This window comes from Marinobacter alkalisoli, from assembly GCF_045449795.1.
Classification (GTDB): domain Bacteria; phylum Pseudomonadota; class Gammaproteobacteria; order Pseudomonadales; family Oleiphilaceae; genus Marinobacter.
Window position 1 is genome coordinate 1 of the sequence record NZ_JBJJLB010000010.1, and the last position, 17714, is coordinate 17714.

Below are 17714 nucleotides of genomic sequence, written 5' to 3' on the forward strand. Positions count from 1 at the left end.
GGCACCATTGGTCACGTTGACCATGGTAAGACCACTCTGACAGCAGCACTGACTCGTGTATGTCACGAAGTCTGGGGTACAGGTACTGCCAGTGCATTCGACCAGATCGACAACGCACCGGAAGAGAAGGCGCGTGGTATCACCATCGCGACTTCCCACGTAGAGTACGATTCTCCGACTCGTCACTACGCCCACGTAGACTGCCCGGGCCACGCGGATTATGTGAAGAACATGATCACCGGTGCGGCGCAGATGGACGGCGCGATCCTGGTATGTTCCGCAGCTGACGGCCCCATGCCGCAGACTCGTGAGCACATCCTGCTGTCTCGTCAGGTTGGTGTACCGTACATTGTCGTGTTCCTGAACAAGGCCGACATGGTAGACGACGAAGAGCTGCTCGAGCTGGTTGAGATGGAAGTTCGCGAACTGCTGGAGCAGTACGACTTCCCGGGCGACGACACCCCGATCATTGCCGGTTCCGCGCTGATGGCGCTGGAAGGTAAGGACGACAACGAAATGGGTACTACCGCTGTCAAGAAGCTGGTAGAAGCCCTGGACGACTACATCCCTGAGCCGGAGCGTGCAATCGATCAGCCGTTCCTGATGCCGATTGAGGACGTATTCTCCATCTCCGGTCGTGGTACTGTGGTAACCGGTCGTGTTGAGCGTGGCATCATCAAGGTGGGTGACGAAGTGGAAATCGTTGGTATCAAAGATACCGTGAAGACCACTTGTACCGGTGTTGAGATGTTCCGCAAGCTGCTGGACGAAGGCCGTGCCGGTGAGAACGTTGGTGTTCTGCTGCGTGGTACCAAGCGTGACGACGTTGAGCGTGGTCAGGTTCTGGCGGTTCCGGGCTCCATCACTCCGCACACCAAGTTTGAGTGCGAAGTGTACGTTCTGTCCAAAGAAGAAGGTGGTCGTCATACGCCGTTCTTCAAGGGCTACCGTCCGCAGTTCTACTTCCGCACCACCGACGTAACCGGTTCTTGCGAACTGCCGGAAGGTGTGGAAATGGTAATGCCGGGTGACAACGTGAAGATGAGTGTTACCCTGATTGCTCCGATCGCCATGGAAGATGGTCTGCGCTTCGCGATTCGCGAAGGTGGCCGTACCGTTGGTGCCGGCGTAGTCGCCAAGATTATCGAGTAACCTTCGGGTTACTCGTTAGTAGTTGCACTGAGTTGTTTCGGTGCAGGCCAGTAGCTCAATTGGCAGAGCAGCGGTCTCCAAAACCGCAGGTTGGGGGTTCGATTCCCTCCTGGCCTGCCATTTTTTAACATCCGGATACATAAGCTGATTCCTATGGAGTCAAAAGCCGTTCAGTCAACCAGCCGTTTCGATACCGTGAAGTGGCTGGTTGTTTTTGTTCTGATTGCCATCGGTGTGGTGGGAAATCAGTATTTTAATGCCGAGTCATTGCTGTATCGTGTTCTGGCTCTTGTGGCTCTTGCGTTGGTGGCGGCTTTTGTTGCGCTGCAGACCGACCGTGGTCGTCGTTTTGCGACGCTCCTCAAGGAAGCCAGAGTTGAGATCCGGAAAGTCGTGTGGCCCACCCGGCCCGAGCTGATTCAGACTACCGTTATTGTGGTGGTTTTTGTATTGGTGGTGGCGTTGTTGTTGTGGGGAATGGATTCGTTGATCAGTTGGCTGGTCGCCGGATTTATCGGTTAACAGGAGTGGGCAATGGCTAAGCGCTGGTACGTCGTTCATGCGTATTCTGGCTTTGAAAAGCACGTAATGCGCACTCTGAAAGAGCGTGTGGCTCTTAACGGCATGGAAGAGCAGTTCGGTGACATTCTGGTGCCGACCGAAGAAGTCGTGGAGATGCGTGACGGGAAGAAGCGCAAGAGTGAGCGCAAGTTCTATCCCGGTTATGTGTTGGTCCAGATGGAAATGGACGATGCCACCTGGCACCTGGTGAAAAACACGCCGCGTGTGCTCGGGTTTATTGGTGGTACCAAGGACAAGCCGGCGCCGATCACTGAGCGTGAGGCAGAGGCAATTTTGCGTCGCGTTGAAAGTGGTGCCGATCAGCCGAAGCCCAAAACGTTGTTTGAGCCAGGCGAGGTTGTGCGCGTTGTTGAAGGCCCGTTCGCGGACTTCAATGGTGTTGTTGAGGAAGTTGACTACGATAAGAGTCGGGTCAAGGTTGCCGTGCTTATCTTCGGCCGTTCAACTCCGGTAGAGCTGGAATTTGGGCAGGTTGAGAAAGACTGAGTCGCAGCCTGAAAGATAAAAGCTCGCGCGCAAATGCGACGCGGGCTTTTTGTGTCTGCTTTTTGCAGTTGTAAACACAGGGGAGCCGAAAGGCGTCAGAACCCACAGGAGAATTATCATGGCAAAGAAGATCGAAGCATATATCAAGCTTCAGGTTGCTGCCGGTAAGGCCAACCCGAGCCCCCCCGTTGGTCCTGCTCTGGGCCAGCGCGGTGTGAATATCATGGAGTTCTGTAAGGCGTTCAACGCCCAGACCCAGGATCTGGAGCCGGGCCTGCCGATTCCGACGGTTATTACTGTATACAGTGACCGCAGCTTTACCTTCATCACCAAGACCCCGCCTGCACCGGTCCTGCTGAAAAAGGCAGCTGGCATCAAGAGCGGTTCCGGTCGTCCGAATACCGACAAGGTCGGTACCGTGACCCGTGAGCAGCTGGAAGAAATTGCCAAAACCAAAGAGCCGGATCTCACTGCAGCCGATATGGATGCAGCGGTTCGTACCATTGCAGGAACAGCCCGTAGTATGGGCCTGAATGTGGAGGGCCTGTAACATGGCAAAGCTGAGCAAGCGTCAGAAGCTGATCCGCGAGAAAATTGATGCGACCCGCGCCTACTCTGTAGACGAAGCGGTTGCGCTGTTGGTCGAGCTGGGTCAGAACGTCAAGTTTAAAGAGTCCGTGGACGTTGCGGTTAACCTGGGTGTGGATGCACGTAAATCCGACCAGGTAGTACGTAGCAGCACGGTTCTGCCTCACGGCACTGGCAAGACCGTTCGTGTTGCTGTGTTCACCCAGGGTGCGAACGCCGAGAAGGCTACGGCTGCCGGTGCTGACATCGTTGGCATGGATGACCTGGCCGACGAAGTTAAGAAGGGCAACATGGACTTCGACGTGGTTATTGCCACTCCCGATGCCATGCGTGTTGTGGGGCAGCTGGGTCAGATCCTGGGTCCCCGTGGCCTGATGCCGAACCCGAAAGTTGGTACCGTGACGCCGGACGTCGAGACTGCGGTCAAGAACGCCAAGGCCGGTCAGGTTCGTTACCGTACTGACAAGAACGGTATTATCCATGCTCCGCTGGGTAATGTTGAATTCTCTGCCCAGAACATCAAGGAAAACCTTGAGGCTCTGGTGGCAGATCTGAAAAAGGCCAAGCCGTCGTCGGCGAAAGGCGTGTATCTCAAGAAGATCACCGTTTCCTCGACTATGGGTCCTGGCCTGACTATCGATCAGAGCGGTCTGAGCATCTGATCCTCTGAGCGGTAGTTACTTTGTAGTCTGGGCGGAAGCCAAGGCTGTCAAAGACCGCAGGCCCCCGAAGTCATTTGGCTGAAAGGGTTAAAGCAACGCCTGCGCAGACGGTGTGAAGACGTTCTCTCTGAACCCAAACACCGTTAGGAGCCCCGTAAGGGGTATTTGTGGGTTTGCCGGGATACACCCGGCGAAATCGAGGAGAAATCCAGTGGCAATTAGACTCGAAGACAAGAAAGCGATCGTCGCTGAAGTCAACGAGACTGCCGGTGGTGCTCTGTCTGTTGTTCTGGCTGACTACCGTGGTGTCACCTCTGGTGATATGACGGCTCTTCGTGCCAAGGCTCGTGCCGAGAGCGTTCGTCTGAAGGTTGTTCGTAACAACCTGGCGAAGATCGCGATTCGTGGTACCGAGTTCGAGTGCATCGATGAGGCCCTGGTCGGCCCGACCATTCTGGCATTCTCTATGGAAGATCCGGGCGCGGCAGCGCGCCTGCTGAAGGATTTTGCCAAAGAGAAAGAGGCATTTGAGATCAAGGGCCTGTCCGTCGGCGGTGAGCTGATGGGTGCAGACCAGATTGATCGCCTGGCCAAGCTGCCAACGCATCACGAAGCGTTGACAATGCTGGCTGCTGTAACACAGGCACCGATCACCAAGCTGGCACGTACACTGAACGAAGTTCCTTCGAAAGTGACTCGTGCTGTAGCGGCAGTTCGCGACCAGAAGCAAGAAGCTGCTTGATTCTGTTGAACACCATTTTTTATATTTTTGGGAGAAAGTCATGGCTCTGTCTAACGAAGACATTTTGAATGCAATTGCTGAAATGAGCGTAATGGACGTTGTTGCGCTGGTTGAAGCAATGGAAGAGAAATTCGGTGTATCTGCCGCTGCTGCTGTAGCTGCTGCTCCGGCTGCCGCTGGTGAAGCTGCTGCTGTTGAAGAGCAGACCGAATTTGACGTTGTTCTTACCGGTCCTGGTGAGAAGAAAGTAAACGTTATCAAGGCCGTTCGTGAACTGACCGGCCTGGGTCTGAAAGAAGCTAAGGAAATGGTTGACGGTGCTCCGTCTACTGTTAAGGAAGCTGCGAGCAAAGACGACGCTGAAGAAGCCAAGAAGAAGCTTGAGGAAGCAGGCGCTTCTGTTGAGCTCAAGTAAGAGTCGGCTGTTGATCGAAACCGTGCATTAAGCATGGATAGGCTGGTGGCTTTGTGCCACCGGCCTTTTTCTGTTGTATATGCTATAGAGTCTGGTGTGCAATTACAGGTTGATGTCAGTTTCTATAACCTACAGCCAGAGTCTTGTTCAAGACGGCGCAGTATGCCGAGCAATTCGGCCCCGAAGCAGAACAATGGTTGCTTCTTGATACCAGGTATCAGGTCTAAAGCTGGGGAATGCAGATGACTTACTCCTACACTGAGAAAAAGCGGATTCGCAAAGATTTTAGTAAATTGCCTTCCGTGATGGACGTCCCCTATTTGCTGTCTATTCAGCTGGATTCGTTCCGGGACTTCCTCCAAATGGAAGCCGCACCTGAAGATCGCCGGGAAACCGGTCTTCACGCAGCATTCAAATCCGTATTCCCGATTGTCAGTTATTCTGGCAACGCCGCGCTCGAATACGTGAGTTACCGCATCGGCGAGCCGGTATTTGATGTCAAGGAATGCCAGCTTAGGGGCGTAACCTATGCAGCGCCGCTGCGCGTCAAAGTCCGCCTTATCATTTACGATAAGGAATCGTCCAACAAGGCGATCAAGGACATTAAAGAGCAGGAAGTCTACATGGGCGAAATGCCCCTGATGACGGAGAACGGTACTTTTGTTATTAATGGTACCGAGCGAGTAATCGTCTCCCAGCTCCACCGTTCACCTGGTGTGTTCTTCGATCACGACAAGGGTAAGACCCACTCATCCGGAAAGCTGCTTTATTCAGCGCGGGTGATTCCTTACCGTGGCTCCTGGCTCGATTTCGAATTCGATCCGAAAGATTGCGTCTTCGTTCGTATTGACCGTCGCCGCAAGCTGCCGGCCTCCATCCTGCTGCGGGCGCTGGGGTACAACTCCGAGCAGATGCTGGAGATGTTCTTCGAAACCAGTAAGTTCGCGGTTGGCGCCGAAGTGTGCAAGCTGGAACTGGTTCCGAGCCGTCTGCGTGGCGACATTGCGACCTTTGATATCAAAGACAACGAGGGCAACCTCATTGTTGAGGAAGGTCGCCGGATCACCGCACGCCACATCAAGCAGCTGGAAAAGACCGGCATCAGTGAACTCGAAGTACCGACCGAGTACCTGTATGGCCGTGTTCTGGCCAAGGACATGTTGGACACCAAGTCCGGCGAGGTGCTGGTTGAGGCGAACAGCGAACTGACTGACGAGGTCGTTACCAAGATTCTGGACGCCGGTGTGACAGAAATTGAAACTCTGTACACCAACGATCTGGACTGCGGTCCGTTCATGTCCGATACCCTGCGCATCGATCCGACCCGCTCTCCGCTGGAGGCGCTGGTTGAGATTTATCGCATGATGCGTCCGGGTGAGCCGCCCACAAAAGAGTCGGCGGAAAACCTGTTCAATAACCTGTTCTTCTCCGAAGAGCGCTACGATCTGTCTGCGGTTGGCCGTATGAAGCTCAACCGTCGTCTGCGCCGCGAAGAAAGCACCGGTGAAGGTACACTGACCCACGAAGACATCATCGACGTCCTCAAGACGCTGATCGATATCCGTAACGGTCAGGGTCAGGTAGATGACATCGATAACCTGGGTAACCGTCGCGTCCGTTGTGTGGGCGAGATGGCTGAAAACCAGTTCCGGGTTGGCCTGGTGCGTGTTGAACGTGCAGTCCGTGAGCGCCTGAGTCTGGCGGAAAGTGAAGGCCTGATGCCTCAGGACCTGATCAACGCCAAGCCGGTGGCTGCGGCTGTGAAGGAGTTCTTCGGCTCCAGTCAGCTGTCCCAGTTCATGGATCAGAACAACCCGCTGTCCGAGGTGACTCACAAACGTCGTATCTCGGCTCTTGGTCCTGGCGGTCTGACTCGTGAGCGTGCCGGCTTTGAGGTTCGCGACGTACACCCGACCCATTACGGTCGTGTGTGTCCCATCGAGACGCCGGAAGGCCCGAACATCGGTCTGATCAACTCGCTGGCTACCTATGCGCGTTCCAACTCCTACGGCTTCCTGGAAAGTCCGTACCGTAAGGTTGTGGATGGCGAAGTAACTGATGAGGTGGTGTATCTCTCTGCGATTGAAGAGAGCAACTACATCATCGCACAGGCCAGTGCTGCGATGGACGAGAACAAGCGTCTCAGCGATGAGCTGGTTACCGTGCGTCACCAGAACGAATTTACCGTGACGCCGCCGGAAAACGTCAACTTCATGGACGTGTCTCCGCGCCAGGTTGTCTCGGTTGCGGCATCCCTGATCCCGTTCCTGGAACACGACGACGCCAACCGTGCCCTGATGGGCTCTAACATGCAGCGTCAGGCCGTGCCGACCCTGCGCTCTCAGGTGCCGCTGGTTGGTACCGGCGTGGAGCGTACGGTGGCTCAGGACTCCGGCGTTTGTGTGACAGCCCGTCGCGGTGGCGTGATCGAGAGTGTTGATGCGGCCCGTGTGGTTGTTCGTGTTAATGACACGGAAACCGAAGCTGGTGATGCTGGTGTGGATATCTACAACCTCACCAAGTACACCCGTTCGAACCAGAACACCTGCATTAACCAGCGCTCGATCGTGCGTCAGGGCGATGTGGTTGCCCGTGGTGATGTGCTGGCTGACGGCCCGTCCGTTGATCTGGGTGAGCTGGCGCTGGGCCAGAACATGCGTATCGCGTTCATGCCCTGGAATGGCTACAACTTTGAGGATTCCATCCTCATCTCGGAGAAAGTGGTGCAGGAAGATCGCCTGACCACTATCCACATTCAGGAACTGACCTGTGTGGCTCGTGATACCAAGCTGGGTAGCGAAGAGATCACTGCGGATATTCCGAACGTTGGTGAAAGTGCGCTGTCCAAGCTGGACGAGTCTGGCATTGTCTACATCGGTGCGGAAGTCGGCCCCGGTGACATCCTGGTAGGTAAGGTGACGCCGAAGGGCGAAACCCAGCTTACTCCGGAGGAGAAGCTGCTGAGGGCTATCTTCGGTGAAAAGGCATCTGACGTTAAAGATACCTCATCCCGTGTGCCCACCGGCACCCGTGGTACGGTCATTGACGTTCAGGTGTTCACCCGTGACGGTATCGAGAAGGATTCGCGCGCCCAGTCCATCGAGAAAGAGCAGTTGGATCAGTACCGCAAGGACCTGAAGGACGAGTACCGCATTGTTGAAGGTGCGACCTTCGAGCGTCTGACCAGTGCCCTGAAAGGGCAGGAAGTGATCAGTGGTCCGGGGCTGAAGAAGGGCGCCAAACTCGACGAGGGTTATCTGGCCGAACTGCCCCGGGATGACTGGTTCAAGCTGCGGATGAAGGACGAGGCCCTGAACGAGTTGCTGGAGAAATCCGAGCAGGGGCTGGAAGATCGCAAGAAGGAGCATGAAGCTCGCTTTGACGACAAGAAAGGTAAGCTGCAGCAAGGTGATGACCTGGCTCCGGGCGTGCTCAAGATCGTCAAGGTCTATCTTGCCATCAAACGGCGTATCCAGCCGGGTGACAAGATGGCCGGTCGTCACGGTAACAAGGGTGTTATCTCAGCGGTTATGCCGATTGAAGACATGCCTTACGACGACGATGGTACGACCGTCGATATCGTTCTGAACCCGCTGGGTGTTCCGTCGCGGATGAACGTGGGTCAGGTGCTCGAGACTCACCTGGGGGCCGCCGCCAAAGGGCTGGGCGAGCGTATCAGCCAAATGCTGGACGAGCAGCGCAAAGTGGCCGAGCTGCGTCAGTTGCTGGATGAGATCTACAACCACTCTGATGAAGTGACCAAGGTGGATCTGGACTCGTTCAGTGATCAGGAGATCCTCGAGATGTCCGGCAACCTGCGGACAGGTGTTCCAATGGCGACGCCAGTGTTTGACGGCGCCAAGGAAGCTGAGGTCAAGCGCATGCTTGAGCTGGCTGGCCTGAATACCACAGGTCAGACTAAGCTGTACGACGGTCGTACCGGCGATGCGTTTGATCGTCCGATCACGGTTGGCTACATGTACATTCTCAAGCTGAACCACCTGATCGACGACAAGATGCATGCTCGTTCCACCGGCTCTTACAGCCTGGTTACCCAGCAGCCGCTGGGTGGTAAGGCGCAGTTCGGTGGTCAGCGCTTCGGTGAGATGGAAGTGTGGGCCCTGGAAGCCTACGGTGCGGCGTATACGCTGCAGGAAATGCTTACCGTCAAGTCTGATGATGTAAACGGTCGGACCAAGATGTACAAGAACATTGTCGATGGTGACCATCGTATGGAGCCGGGCATGCCCGAATCCTTCAACGTTCTTGTCAAGGAAATCCGCTCGCTGGGTATCGACATCGAGCTGGAATCCGAGTGAGCCGAATTGTTTTTTTGGCAGCGTGAGCGGGCAGCCCATTGGGCGCCCGCCCGAGATTAACGCCATCCGGAGCTTTTACTGATGAAAGATTTGCTGAATCTTCTCAAGAGCCAGAATCAAAGCAAGGAATTTGATGCCATCCGTATCGGGCTGGCATCTCCCGACATGATTCGGTCATGGTCTTTTGGCGAAGTCAAAAAGCCTGAGACTATCAACTACCGTACCTTCAAGCCGGAGCGTGACGGCCTTTTCTGTGCCAAGATCTTCGGCCCGATCAAGGATTACGAGTGCCTGTGCGGCAAGTACAAGCGCCTGAAGCATCGCGGTGTGATCTGTGAAAAGTGCGGCGTGGAAGTGGCTCTCGCCAGTGTTCGTCGTGAGCGCATGGGCCACATCGAGCTGGCCAGCCCGGTTGCTCACATCTGGTTCCTGAAGTCATTGCCGTCCCGCATCGGCCTGATGCTGGATATGACCCTGCGTGATATTGAACGGGTTCTGTACTTCGAGTCCTTCATCGTCATTGATCCAGGGATGACTACCCTGGAGAAGGGCCAGCTGCTGAACGATGAGCAGTATTACGAAGCGCTGGAAGAATTTGGTGACGAGTTCGACGCCCGCATGGGTGCCGAGGCCGTTAAGGAATTGCTGGAAGGTATAGATCTTCAGGAAGAGGTGGACACCCTGCGTGAAGAGATCCCGCAGACCAACTCTGAAACCAAGATCAAAAAGTTCAGCAAGCGCCTGAAGATTCTCGAGGCCTTCCTGTACTCCGGCAACAAGCCAGGCGACATGGTCATGACCGTGCTGCCGGTTCTGCCGCCGGACCTGCGTCCGCTGGTGCCGCTGGACGGCGGTCGTTTCGCTACCTCGGACCTGAACGACCTGTATCGCCGGGTGATCAACCGGAACAACCGTCTCAAGCGCCTGCTGGAGCTGAACGCGCCGGACATCATTGTGCGTAACGAAAAGCGTATGCTGCAGGAAGCCGTGGACGCGTTGCTGGACAACGGTCGTCGTGGCCGTGCCATCACCGGCACCAACAAGCGCCCGCTGAAGTCCCTGGCCGACATGATCAAGGGTAAGCAAGGCCGTTTCCGTCAGAACCTGCTTGGTAAGCGTGTGGACTACTCCGGTCGTTCCGTGATCGTGGTCGGCCCCTACTTGCGTCTGCACCAGTGTGGTCTTCCGAAGAAGATGGCCCTGGAGCTGTTCAAGCCGTTTATTTTCTCCAAGCTTGAGCACCGCGGCCTGGCGACCACCATCAAGGCCGCCAAGAAGATGGTCGAGCGTGAGGAAGGTGTGGTCTGGGATATCCTGGACGAAGTCATCCGCGAACACCCGATCATGCTGAACCGTGCGCCAACCCTGCACCGTCTGGGTATTCAGGCGTTCGAGCCGGTACTGATCGAAGGCAAGGCAATCCAGCTGCACCCGCTGGTGTGTGCCGCCTACAACGCCGACTTTGACGGTGACCAGATGGCGGTACACGTACCGCTGACACTGGAAGCCCAGCTGGAAGCCCGTGCGTTGATGATGTCTACCAACAACGTGCTGTCGCCCGCCAACGGCGAGCCGATCATCGTGCCATCCCAGGACGTGGTTCTGGGTCTGTACTACATGACCCGTGAGCGCAAGAGCGCCCTGGGTGAGGGCATGGTCTTCGCCGATGTGAAAGAGGCGCATCGCGCCTACGGTGCCGGCAAGGTTGACCTTCAGGCCATCGTCAAGGTGCGCGTGAAGGAAGTGATCTATAACGAAGCGGGCGACAAGGTCGAAGAATACAAGATTGTGGATACCACAGTCGGTCGCGCCCTGTTGTTTGATATCGTGCCGGATGGTCTGTCCTACGACATCGTCAACAAGCCGATGGTCAAGAAGGCGATCTCCAACCTGATCAATACCTGTTACCGGGATGCCGGTCTTAAAGATACCGTTATCTTTGCCGACCAGCTGATGTACATGGGTTATCACTACGCCACGGTTTCCGGTATCTCCATTGGTTTCAACGACTTCGAGATCCCGCCGGAGAAGTACGAACTGGTGGATGCCGCTTCCGAGGAAGTGAAGGACATCGAGACCCAGTATGCGTCCGGTCTGCTGACCCAGGGCGAGAAGTACAACAAGGTGATTGATATCTGGTCCCGTGCCAACGATAAAGTGTCGAAGGCAATGATGGACCGGCTGTCACAGGAGCAGGTAATCGGCCCTGATGGCAAGGCAGTGCAGGGTGAAGACGGCGAGGACCTCATGCAGGAGTCGTTCAACTCCGTGTACATGATGGCCGATTCTGGCGCTCGGGGTTCCCCCGCGCAGATTCGTCAGCTCGCCGGTATGCGTGGCCTGATGGCGAAGCCGGATGGCTCCATCATCGAAACGCCGATCACCGCGAACTTCCGTGAGGGTCTGAACGTACTGCAGTACTTCATCTCAACTCACGGTGCCCGTAAGGGTCTGGCGGATACCGCCCTTAAGACCGCGAACTCCGGTTACCTGACCCGTCGTCTGGTAGACGTTTCTCAGGATCTGGTGGTGACCGAGGAAGACTGTGGCACCTCTGAAGGCCTGCTGATGACGCCGCACATCGAAGGCGGCGACGTGGTTGTGCCCCTGGGCGACCGTGTACTGGGTCGTGTCACGGCGCGTGATGCCTTCACGCCGACTGACAAGGACAACGCGGTTGTACCTGCTGGCACTCTGCTGGACGAAAAAACCGTGGAAGCGCTCGAGCGTGCCGGTGTTGACGAGGTCTGGGTTCGCTCCGCGATTACCTGTGAGACCCGTCATGGCATCTGTTCCAAGTGCTACGGCCGTGATCTGGCCCGTGGTCACCGGGTGAATGTGGGTGAGGCTGTTGGTGTTATCGCAGCCCAGTCTATCGGTGAGCCGGGTACCCAGCTGACGATGCGTACCTTCCACATCGGTGGTGCTGCGAGCCGGGCGTCAGCAGTGGACAACATTCAGGTCAAGCATGGTGGTACTGTTCGCCTGCACAACCTGAAGTCCATTGAGAAGAGTGACGGCTCCCTGGTGGTTGTTTCGCGTTCTTCCGCGCTGGCCGTTGCAGACGAACAGGGTCGTGAGCGGGAGTGGTACAAGCTTCCCTACGGTGCCGTTCTGTCCGTCAAGCACGGCGACAGCGTTGAAGCCGGTGTCGTGGTTGCCAAGTGGGATCCACACACGCACCCGATCATCGCGGAAGCTAATGGTACTGCCAAGTTCGTCAACATGGATCAGGGCATTACAGTCCGTACCCAGACAGACGAACTGACCGGCCTGTCCACCATGGAAGTGATTGACTCGAAGGAGCGTCCTGCTGCTGGCAAGGACATCCGCCCGGCCATTCAGCTGGTGGATGCGAAAGGCGAAGACGTGGAGCTGCCTGGCGGCGGTACTGCTATCTTCTTCCTGCCGGCAAATGCCCTGGTCACCATGGCCAATGGCGCGAACATCGAGCTCGGCGACGTAGTGGCGCGCATTCCGCAGGAAAGCTCGAAGACCCGGGACATCACTGGTGGTCTGCCAAGGGTTGCCGATCTGTTCGAAGCCCGTCGCCCGAAAGAATCGTCCATTCTGGCGGAAATCAGCGGTACCGTATCCTTTGGCAAGGAAACCAAGGGCAAGAAGCGCCTGGTGATCACTCCGAAGGACGGCGATGCCTACGAGGTTCTGATTCCCAAGCACCGTCAGATGAACGTGTTTGAAGGTGAAACCGTTGAGAAGGGTGAGGTGATTTCTGACGGCCCGTCCAACCCGCACGACATATTGCGTCTGCTGGGTGTGGTCGAGCTGGCCAAGTACATCACCAACGAAATCCAGGACGTTTATCGTCTGCAGGGCGTTGTCATCAACGATAAGCACATTGAAGTTATCGTTCGTCAGATGCTGCGTAAAGTGGAAATCTCCGATCCGGGTGATACCACGCTGCTGTCCGGTGACCAGGTGGAAATCACCCAGGTTCTGGAAGAAAACGAAAAGGCCAATGTGGCGGACAAGGAACCTGCGCGGTTCGAGCGTCTGCTGCTGGGTATCACCAAGGCGTCACTGGCAACCGAGTCCTTTATTTCCGCGGCCTCGTTCCAGGAGACCACCCGGGTACTCACCGAAGGTGCGGTTACCGGTAAGCGTGATTACCTGCGCGGCCTGAAGGAAAACGTTGTGGTTGGTCGCCTGATCCCGGCCGGTACCGGCCTGGCGTACCACAATGAGCGTCGTCGTAAGCGCGACCTGGAAGAGCAGGGCGTGACTGCGGCCGACGTGGAAGAAGCTCTGAGTGCTGAGCTCAACCGCGAAAGCTGAGTTGGGAAGCGCGCCACCCGCCGGTAGTTACTTATGCGGTGGGTGGTTAAAAAGAGATCAGTCACCTTGACTGTGCAGGGGCGCAGGCTTAAACTTGCGTCCCTTAAATTTTGCCCCCAGTTTATGGGGGCAAGTTCATTGATATGGTTTTTTGGAGTTTGCTTACATGGCAACGATTAATCAGTTGGTGCGTAAGCCTCGTAAGCGCAAGGCAGCCAAGAGCGACGTTCCCGCGCTCCAGGCATGCCCTCAGCGCCGTGGTGTGTGCACTCGTGTGTACACCACAACGCCGAAGAAGCCGAACTCAGCACTGCGTAAAGTGTGCCGTGTTCGTCTGACCAACGGCTACGAGGTTTCCTCATACATTGGTGGTGAAGGTCACAACCTTCAGGAGCACAGTGTTGTGCTGATCCGTGGCGGTCGTGTAAAGGACCTTCCGGGTGTGCGCTATCACACTGTTCGCGGAACGCTGGACACCCAGGGTGTACAGAACCGTAGACAGGGCCGCTCCAAGTACGGTGCTAAACGACCCAAGTCCTGATGTCCCACACGGGTGTCTTTTATCGTTGCTTGTCAGAACGGTAAGAGTAAGGCTGAGTAGCAGTTTGCTATCTCAGGGGTTCCTGAAGACCTTTTAGATATATAAGGGCTTATCGATGCCTAGAAGAAGAGTTGCAGCAAAGCGGGAAATTATCCCGGATCCGAAGTTCGGCAGTGCACGTCTTGCCAAGTTCATCAACCACGTGATGGAAAGCGGTAAGAAGTCAGTCGCAGAGCGCATTGTTTACGGCGCCCTGGACATCGTTGCCGACAAGTCCAAGGAAGAGCCGATCGACATGTTCGAGAAGGCCCTGGAGAACATCCAGCCGATGGTTGAGGTTAAGTCCCGTCGCGTGGGTGGTGCCACCTACCAGGTGCCCGTAGAAGTACGGCCTTCCCGTCAGAACGCGCTGGCCATGCGCTGGCTCGTAGAATTTTCACGGAAGCGCGGTGAGAAGTCCATGGCGCAGCGTCTGGCAGGTGAGATTCTTGACGCCGCTGACAGCAAGGGCTCCGCTGTTAAGAAGCGTGAAGATGTACACCGCATGGCAGAAGCCAACAAGGCGTTCTCTCACTTCCGTTTCTAATCAGCCGAGGTTTATACAGTGGCACGCAAGACTCCTATCAAGCGTTACAGAAACATTGGTATTTGTGCGCACGTTGATGCGGGCAAAACCACAACCACCGAGCGGGTCCTGTTCTATACAGGTATTTCCCACAAAATCGGTGAGGTTCATGATGGTGCGGCTACCATGGACTGGATGGAGCAGGAGCAGGAGCGTGGTATTACCATTACCTCTGCTGCGACGACCTGTTTCTGGCAGGGCATGGACAAGCAGTATCCGGAGCACCGGATCAACATCATCGACACCCCGGGGCACGTTGACTTTACCATCGAGGTAGAGCGTTCGCTGCGTGTGCTGGATGGTGCGGTCGTGGTGTTCTGTGGTTCTTCCGGTGTAGAGCCGCAGTCCGAAACCGTATGGCGCCAGGCCAATAAGTACGAAGTTCCCCGCATGGTGTTCGTCAACAAGATGGACCGTGCCGGCGCTAACTTCCTGCGCGTGGTTGACCAGATCAAGACTCGTCTGGGTGCAACGCCTGTTCCGGTTCAGTTGCCGATCGGTGCGGAGGATAACTTCGCGGGTATCGTGGATCTGATTCGTAACAAGGCAATCTACTGGAACGAAGACGACGCGGGTGCAACCTATGACCAGCGTGATGTTCCCGAAGAAATGGCGGATGAAGTCGCCATGTACCGCGAGCAGATGATGGAAGCGGCGGCCGAGGCCAATGAAGAGTTGATGGACAAGTACCTGGATGAGGGTGAGTTGTCTGTCGAGGATATCAAGAAGGGGCTGCGTATTCGCACCCTGGCCAACGAAATCGTTGTAGCTACCTGTGGTTCAGCGTTTAAGAACAAGGGTGTTCAGGCAGTTCTGGATTCCGTTATCGAGTTTCTGCCCGCGCCGGATGAGGTTAAAGCCATCCGTGGTGAGGTTGACGAAGACGGAACAGAGGAAACCCGTCAGGCGGATGACGACGCTCCGTTTGCCGCGCTTGCGTTCAAGATCGCGACGGATCCGTTTGTGGGTACGCTGACCTTCTTCCGTGTTTACTCCGGTAAGCTTGAGTCCGGCAATGCCGTTTACAACTCTGTGAAGGGTAAGAAAGAGCGTGTCGGCCGAATGGTTCAGATGCACTCCAAGGATCGCCAGGAAATCAAAGAGGTGCTTGCTGGTGACATCGCAGCGGCGATCGGCCTGAAGAGCGTCACCACCGGTGACACCCTGTGTGATGAGAATAACAAGATTATTCTCGAGCGCATGGAGTTCCCGGAGCCGGTTATCTCTGTGGCCGTTGAGCCCAAGTCCAAAGCCGATCAGGAAAAGATGGGCGTTGCGCTGGGCAAGCTGGCTCAGGAAGATCCGTCTTTCCGTGTGCGCACCGATGAAGAGTCCGGTCAGACCATCATCTCCGGTATGGGTGAGCTTCACCTGGACATCATCGTTGATCGTATGAAGCGTGAGTTCAAGGTGGAGGCAAACATTGGTAAGCCGCAGGTGGCCTACCGTGAGTGCATTCGCAAGCCGGTCGATGTCGAAGGCAAGTTTGTGCGTCAGTCTGGTGGTCGTGGTCAGTACGGTCACGTCAAGCTGAAGCTGGAGCCGTTGCCGCTGGATGAAGAAGATGGCGAAAACTTTATCTTCGTGAATGAAATTGTTGGTGGTGTGGTTCCCAAGGAATACATCCCGGCAGTTCAGCAGGGTATCGAAGAGCAGATGCAGAACGGCTGTCTGGCCGGTTATCCGCTTCTGCGTATCAAGGCGACCCTGTACGACGGTTCCTATCACGACGTTGACTCCAACGAAATGGCCTTCAAGGTCGCCGGCTCCATGGCGATGAAGAAGGGTGCGCTTGAGGCGAACCCTGCACTGCTTGAGCCTATCATGCGAGTCGAAGTTGTGACCCCGGAAGACTATATGGGTGATGTTGTTGGCGACCTGAACCGTCGTCGTGGTGTCATCCAGGGTATGGACGAAGGTCCTGCCGGTAAGGTCATCCGCGCAGAGGTTCCGTTGTCGGAAATGTTCGGTTATGCCACTGACCTGCGTTCTGCAACGCAAGGCCGGGCGTCATACGCGATGGAGTTTGCTGGTTATTCAGAGGCGCCTTCGAACATTGCCGAAGCGATCATTAAAAAGGGTTGATCCCAGGACTTAAGAAACAGGAAGAGGTGTAACCGTGTCTAAAGAAAAATTTGACCGTAGTAAACCGCACTTGAACGTAGGCACCATTGGTCACGTTGACCATGGTAAGACCACTCTGACAGCAGCACTGACTCGTGTATGTCACGAAGTCTGGGGTACAGGTACTGCCAGTGCATTCGACCAGATCGACAACGCACCGGAAGAGAAGGCGCGTGGTATCACCATCGCGACTTCCCACGTAGAGTACGATTCTCCGACTCGTCACTACGCCCACGTAGACTGCCCGGGCCACGCGGATTATGTGAAGAACATGATCACCGGTGCGGCGCAGATGGACGGCGCGATCCTGGTATGTTCCGCAGCTGACGGCCCCATGCCGCAGACTCGTGAGCACATCCTGCTGTCTCGTCAGGTTGGTGTACCGTACATTGTCGTGTTCCTGAACAAGGCCGACATGGTAGACGACGAAGAGCTGCTCGAGCTGGTTGAGATGGAAGTTCGCGAACTGCTGGAGCAGTACGACTTCCCGGGCGACGACACCCCGATCATTGCCGGTTCCGCGCTGATGGCGCTGGAAGGTAAGGACGACAACGAAATGGGTACTACCGCTGTCAAGAAGCTGGTAGAAGCCCTGGACGACTACATCCCTGAGCCGGAGCGTGCAATCGATCAGCCGTTCCTGATGCCGATTGAGGACGTATTCTCCATCTCCGGTCGTGGTACTGTGGTAACCGGTCGTGTTGAGCGTGGCATCATCAAGGTGGGTGACGAAGTGGAAATCGTTGGTATCAAAGATACCGTGAAGACCACTTGTACCGGTGTTGAGATGTTCCGCAAGCTGCTGGACGAAGGCCGTGCCGGTGAGAACGTTGGTGTTCTGCTGCGTGGTACCAAGCGTGACGACGTTGAGCGTGGTCAGGTTCTGGCGGTTCCGGGCTCCATCACTCCGCACACCAAGTTTGAGTGCGAAGTGTACGTTCTGTCCAAAGAAGAAGGTGGTCGTCATACGCCGTTCTTCAAGGGCTACCGTCCGCAGTTCTACTTCCGCACCACCGACGTAACCGGTTCTTGCGAACTGCCGGAAGGTGTGGAAATGGTAATGCCGGGTGACAACGTGAAGATGAGTGTTACCCTGATTGCTCCGATCGCCATGGAAGATGGTCTGCGCTTCGCGATTCGCGAAGGTGGCCGTACCGTTGGTGCCGGCGTAGTCGCCAAGAT

The 17714-nt window shown here is 55.9% G+C and carries 13 protein-coding genes and 1 tRNA gene; all 14 read left to right on the forward strand.

The genetic code is table 11. From position 1 onward, the window contains the following. A partial coding sequence (gene tuf / locus ACJO3M_RS03585) for an elongation factor Tu (RefSeq protein ID WP_406999795.1) occupies positions 1-1152 on the forward strand: 1152 nt, incomplete at its 5' end. Positions 1153-1196: 44 nt separating this feature from the next. Then, positions 1197-1272: transfer RNA gene (locus ACJO3M_RS03590), tRNA-Trp, on the forward strand. A gap of 33 nt (positions 1273-1305) precedes the next feature. Next, positions 1306-1674 carry a preprotein translocase subunit SecE gene (gene secE, locus ACJO3M_RS03595; RefSeq protein WP_406999797.1) on the forward strand — a complete coding sequence of 123 codons (369 nt, stop codon included), beginning with the start codon at positions 1306-1308 and terminating at the stop codon, positions 1672-1674. A 12-nt stretch (positions 1675-1686) separates the two neighbouring features. Then, entirely contained in the window at positions 1687-2220 is a 534-nt protein-coding gene (gene nusG, locus ACJO3M_RS03600; RefSeq protein ID WP_406985283.1) for a transcription termination/antitermination protein NusG, read from the forward strand. Between the two features lie 118 nt (positions 2221-2338). Further along, complete coding sequence (rplK, locus tag ACJO3M_RS03605; protein WP_406999799.1) at positions 2339-2770, forward strand: 50S ribosomal protein L11; 432 nt, start codon at positions 2339-2341, stop codon at positions 2768-2770. A gap of 1 nt (position 2771) precedes the next feature. Next, positions 2772-3470 (forward strand): 50S ribosomal protein L1, encoded by a 699-nt coding sequence (rplA, locus tag ACJO3M_RS03610; protein ID WP_406999801.1) that lies wholly within the window; start codon positions 2772-2774, stop codon positions 3468-3470. 211 nt (positions 3471-3681) lie between these two features. Further along, positions 3682-4212 carry a 50S ribosomal protein L10 gene (rplJ, locus tag ACJO3M_RS03615; protein ID WP_406999803.1) on the forward strand — a complete coding sequence of 177 codons (531 nt, stop codon included), beginning with the start codon at positions 3682-3684 and terminating at the stop codon, positions 4210-4212. Positions 4213-4252: 40 nt separating this feature from the next. After that, complete coding sequence (rplL, locus tag ACJO3M_RS03620; RefSeq protein WP_406985286.1) at positions 4253-4627, forward strand: 50S ribosomal protein L7/L12; 375 nt, start codon at positions 4253-4255, stop codon at positions 4625-4627. Positions 4628-4869: 242 nt separating this feature from the next. Beyond that, positions 4870-8946: a DNA-directed RNA polymerase subunit beta gene (rpoB, locus tag ACJO3M_RS03625; protein ID WP_406999805.1), complete on the forward strand. Its 4077-nt coding sequence runs from the start codon at positions 4870-4872 to the stop codon at positions 8944-8946. Positions 8947-9027: 81 nt separating this feature from the next. Continuing rightward, positions 9028-13242 (forward strand): DNA-directed RNA polymerase subunit beta', encoded by a 4215-nt coding sequence (rpoC, locus tag ACJO3M_RS03630; RefSeq protein ID WP_406999807.1) that lies wholly within the window; start codon positions 9028-9030, stop codon positions 13240-13242. Positions 13243-13408: 166 nt separating this feature from the next. Then, complete coding sequence (gene rpsL, locus ACJO3M_RS03635) at positions 13409-13783, forward strand: 30S ribosomal protein S12 (RefSeq protein WP_406999809.1); 375 nt, start codon at positions 13409-13411, stop codon at positions 13781-13783. Between the two features lie 115 nt (positions 13784-13898). Continuing rightward, positions 13899-14369 carry a 30S ribosomal protein S7 gene (gene rpsG / locus ACJO3M_RS03640; protein ID WP_250832711.1) on the forward strand — a complete coding sequence of 157 codons (471 nt, stop codon included), beginning with the start codon at positions 13899-13901 and terminating at the stop codon, positions 14367-14369. An 18-nt stretch (positions 14370-14387) separates the two neighbouring features. Next, entirely contained in the window at positions 14388-16493 is a 2106-nt protein-coding gene (gene fusA / locus ACJO3M_RS03645) for an elongation factor G (RefSeq protein WP_406999810.1), read from the forward strand. A 34-nt stretch (positions 16494-16527) separates the two neighbouring features. Next, positions 16528-17714 (forward strand): elongation factor Tu (gene tuf, locus ACJO3M_RS03650; protein ID WP_406998882.1); only part of this gene is annotated, 1187 nt, incomplete at its 3' end.

Bases quoted from the DNA above. Each gene is read 5' to 3' on its own strand.
- rpoB (WP_406999805.1), top strand. From the start codon at position 4,870: ATGACTTACTCCTACACTGAGAAAAAGCGGATTCGCAAAGATTTTAGT.
- rpsG (WP_250832711.1), top strand. From the start codon at position 13,899: ATGCCTAGAAGAAGAGTTGCAGCAAAGCGGGAAATTATCCCGGATCCG.
- rplA (WP_406999801.1), top strand. From the start codon at position 2,772: ATGGCAAAGCTGAGCAAGCGTCAGAAGCTGATCCGCGAGAAAATTGAT.
- rplK (WP_406999799.1), top strand. From the start codon at position 2,339: ATGGCAAAGAAGATCGAAGCATATATCAAGCTTCAGGTTGCTGCCGGT.
- rpsL (WP_406999809.1), top strand. From the start codon at position 13,409: ATGGCAACGATTAATCAGTTGGTGCGTAAGCCTCGTAAGCGCAAGGCA.
- secE (WP_406999797.1), top strand. From the start codon at position 1,306: ATGGAGTCAAAAGCCGTTCAGTCAACCAGCCGTTTCGATACCGTGAAG.
- nusG (WP_406985283.1), top strand. From the start codon at position 1,687: ATGGCTAAGCGCTGGTACGTCGTTCATGCGTATTCTGGCTTTGAAAAG.
- rplL (WP_406985286.1), top strand. From the start codon at position 4,253: ATGGCTCTGTCTAACGAAGACATTTTGAATGCAATTGCTGAAATGAGC.
- rpoC (WP_406999807.1), top strand. From the start codon at position 9,028: ATGAAAGATTTGCTGAATCTTCTCAAGAGCCAGAATCAAAGCAAGGAA.